This window comes from Pseudomonas sp. AL10 (assembly GCF_029960685.1).
GTDB classification, from domain to species: Bacteria; Pseudomonadota; Gammaproteobacteria; order Pseudomonadales; family Pseudomonadaceae; genus Aquipseudomonas; species Aquipseudomonas lactis.
Window position 1 is genome coordinate 1 of record NZ_JASBQZ010000087.1, and the last position, 2,577, is coordinate 2,577.

3 protein-coding genes are annotated in these 2,577 nt (G+C 61.3%); all 3 read left to right on the forward strand.

The features are described from left to right. Positions 1-174: 174 nt before the first annotated feature. The 3 genes from QK296_RS28880 (at position 175) to QK296_RS28890 (ending at position 2,415) form a co-directional block, all read left to right on the forward strand. Positions 175-1,077, forward strand: a complete 903-nt coding sequence (locus QK296_RS28880) for a chemotaxis protein (protein ID WP_282392347.1) — start codon at positions 175-177, stop codon at positions 1,075-1,077. Positions 1,078-1,080: 3 nt separating this feature from the next. After that, positions 1,081-1,563: a GNAT family N-acetyltransferase gene (locus tag QK296_RS28885; protein WP_003188701.1), complete on the forward strand. Its 483-nt coding sequence runs from the start codon at positions 1,081-1,083 to the stop codon at positions 1,561-1,563. Between the two features lie 108 nt (positions 1,564-1,671). After that, positions 1,672-2,415, forward strand: coding sequence for a YkgJ family cysteine cluster protein (locus QK296_RS28890; protein WP_034134898.1), 744 nt, complete (start codon positions 1,672-1,674; stop codon positions 2,413-2,415). Positions 2,416-2,577 lie beyond the last annotated feature (162 nt).

Genomic DNA, 2,577 nt, shown 5'->3' on the forward strand with positions numbered 1-2,577 from the left:
CATCGTGGTTACCGGTGGCTGCGGCGAACTGCACAGTTGTGTAGATACCTATGGCCATCGCAGGCAAGCCAGCTTGCACATAAACAGTGGCCGACACAAAATCCGGTTAAAGCCCCGGCCAGCCAAGTCGATAACTCTCTATAGATCGTCATCCCTGATCCACAGAAGGTTTTTATGTCCACCACCAAAGCCCGCGCAGACTCACTCTCGCTTCTGCTCTTTACCTTGCGCAGCGGCAAGCTGATGGCCATCAACCTGTTGAAAGTCAGCGAGATCATCCCCTGCCCGCCATTGACCAGGCTGCCGGAGTCTCACCCGCACGTCAAAGGCATCGCCACCTTGCGCGGCGCTTCGTTGTCGGTGATCGACTTGAGCCGCGCCCTGGGTGAAATGCCCTTGCAAGACCCGGACGGCGGCTGCCTGATCGTCACCGATGTCAGCCGTTCCAAGCAGGGCCTGCATGTGCAGGCGGTGAGCAAAATCGTGCATTGCCTGACTACCGATATCCGCCCGCCGCCCTACGGCTCCGGCGGCAATCGGGCGTTTATCACCGGGGTTACCCAGGTGGAAGGTGGCCTGGTGCAGGTGCTGGATATCGAGAAAGTCATCCATGGCATCGCCCCGGCACCGGTTGAAGCGGCGCCGACCGACCTGACCATGGAAGAAGCCGAAGTGCTGGGCAATGCCCGCATCCTGGTGGTGGACGACAGCCAGGTGGCCTTGCAGCAATCGGTACACACCCTGCGCAACCTCGGCCTGACCTGCCACACCGCCCGCAGCGCCAAGGAAGCCATCGACGTGTTGCTGGAGCTGCAAGGCACGGTTGAACAGATCAACGTGGTGGTGTCGGACATCGAAATGTCTGAGATGGACGGCTACGCCCTCACCCGCACCTTGCGCGAAACCCCGGATTTCAAGGACCTCTACGTGCTGTTGCACACCTCGTTGGACAGCGCGATGAACAGCGAAAAAGCACGCCTGGCCGGTGCCGACTCGGTACTCACCAAGTTCTCATCCCCAGAGTTGACCAAGTGCCTGGTCATCGCCGCGCAAACCGTGACACAAAAGGGCCTGTAAGCCTTGGCCGAGTATTACCAGCTCCTGCGTCGCGACCTCACCGGCAGCCTGCCCGCCCCGCAGTGGCCAGCGGATACCAGGCTGGATCATTATCGCGATGAACTGGCCCCGGCGATCCATGCCGTGCTGCGCATGACCCAGGACCAGGGCGGCGGCCGTGTCGGCCACCTGGAGGAGTGGCGCCGGCAGTTCGTCACCGATGCCGAGTACGACCCGACGCTGTGCCTGGTGGCCAGTAACCGCGGCGGTATTCTCGCGGTGGCGCAATGCTGGACCAGCGCCTTTATCAAGAACCTGGCCGTCCACCCCTGTGCCCAAGGCCAAGGGCTGGGCCGCGCCTTGCTGCTGCACAGCTTCCAGGTGTTCAAGCAGCGCGGCGAACCCTATGTGGACCTCAAGGTGCTGGAGAGCAACCTGCGCGCCCGCCAACTGTATGAAAGTGCGGGCATGGAGTTTGTGCTGCGCGACATCCTATCCAAGGGCTGACCCTCACTGGCGCATAACTTGCTTCCAGAGCCCCTGAGCGGTCGATAGAGGTAAAAACCCGTCACCCCTCAAGCGTGCCCTCTGACCTTGCCTGGTGACAGATCCACCATGAACACACACTTTTCCTGCGTAGGTTGCGGCAAATGCTGCAGCGACCATCACGTGCCCCTGACCCTCGAAGAAGCCCGCAGCTGGGCGGCGGACGGCGGCAACGTCATCGTTCTGGTGGAGGGCTTTCTTGGCAACGGCCTGGGCCTGCCCCTGCAACAACGGGAACACGCCGAACGCCGTTCAGTGATCGTGCCCAGCGGCACTACCGAGGCATTTGTGGCAATCACCTTTGCCGCCTACAACGCCGGACGCTGCCGGAATCTTGACGAAGACAACCGCTGCCGCATCTACGAACGGCGCCCGCTGGTGTGCCGCATCTACCCGATGGAGATCAACCCGCATATCCCACTCAACCCAAGCGCCAAAGACTGCCCGCCGGAATCCTGGGAGCAAGGCCCCGCGCTGATCGTCGGTGGTGAATTGATGGACACGCAACTGGCCGAACTGATTCGCCGTTCGCGCCAGGCCGACCGTGATGACGTACAGACCAAGGAAGCCGTATGCGCGTTGCTCGGCATCCGCACGACCGCCCTCAAGGGCGACGGGTTTACCGCGTACTTGCCGGACATGCAGGCGTTTGCCCAGGCGATTGAACTGGCGATTGAACAGCCGGCGGTGGCCAATGAATGGGTGTTTCATGTGTCCGGGATGGACATCGCCGAACAGGTGCTGGATGCCGGGGCACAAATTGCCACGGAAGTGCCGGCCAATTATGCGTTTATCTCGCTGAGAGCGGCTTAGGCCACTGCGGCCTGGCGGCATAGAGAACGACCCACTTATAGTTCGCAGCAACCCGACTAACCACGATGCGAAGCGAGCCGCTCTTGATCTGCTTTTGATCTTAGGCACCCCGTTAAACCACGCTGGCCGGAATTCGACAGGGATTTGGGGGGTAAACCGGCA

Excerpts from the sequence above, each read along its gene's own strand:
- QK296_RS28890 (WP_034134898.1), top strand. The coding sequence starts at position 1,672 with ATGAACACACACTTTTCCTGCGTAGGTTGCGGCAAATGCTGCAGCGAC.
- QK296_RS28880 (WP_282392347.1), top strand. The coding sequence starts at position 175 with ATGTCCACCACCAAAGCCCGCGCAGACTCACTCTCGCTTCTGCTCTTT.